The sequence below is a fragment of the Streptomyces katrae genome, from assembly GCF_000717655.1.
In the GTDB taxonomy this organism is placed as follows: domain Bacteria; phylum Actinomycetota; class Actinomycetes; order Streptomycetales; family Streptomycetaceae; genus Streptomyces; species Streptomyces katrae_B.
In genome coordinates, this window is the sequence record NZ_JNZY01000102.1 from 1 (window position 1) to 686 (window position 686).

Sequence of the window (686 nt, forward strand, 5' to 3'; positions counted from 1 at the left end):
ATGCACCTCGTCAAGCCACGTATTCGAGTGGCGTGACGCCCGCTCCCCCACACGGTTTATTGGAACTACGCCCCCACCGGGGAAACCCCCGGAAAACAAAAGGCCAAACAGAATCCCCGGCCCACCCCCAGGGCGATACACAAAACCCCTTGCCCCTTGCCGAATGGAGAATTCCCATGTTCGAGCGTTTCCCGACCCGCCGCATCGTCCTGGCCGGAGCTTCCCTCGCCCTCCTCGGCGGCGGCATCGCCCTCCCCGCCACCGCCATGGCCGCACCCACCACCACCCCCCAGGCCATCACCCTCCCCCAGGACAGCGCCGACGGCATCGGCACCGGCGGCGACGCCAACGCCGAGAACACCACCGTCGGCGGCACCGCCACCGGCGGCAACGCCAACACCGGAGTCGGCACCTGCAAGGGCAAGTGCGTCATCACCACCGGCAACGCCACCGGCGGCAACGCCAGCGCCGACGCCATCAACACCGGCGACGCCACCGCCGTAGGCGGCGACGGCACCGGCACCGGCGGCAAGGTCAACAAGCAGAACATCAAGAACCAGGTCAAGAAGGACCTCAAGGCCAAGCTCGGCAAGTGACAACCACCCACCCCAACCCGCCCCACACAGCAGACGCCGGAGAGGCCCACCGCCCCTCCGGCATCCGCATGCACCACGACAACCCACGGG

At 68.2% G+C, this 686-nt stretch carries 1 protein-coding gene; it reads left to right on the plus strand.

Annotated elements, in window-relative coordinates:
* Nucleotides 1-176: 176 nt before the first annotated feature.
* Complete coding sequence (locus IF09_RS0139575; RefSeq protein WP_030304438.1) at nt 177-596, plus strand: hypothetical protein; 420 nt, start codon at nt 177-179, stop codon at nt 594-596.
* The last annotated feature ends 90 nt before the right edge of the window (nt 597-686 follow it).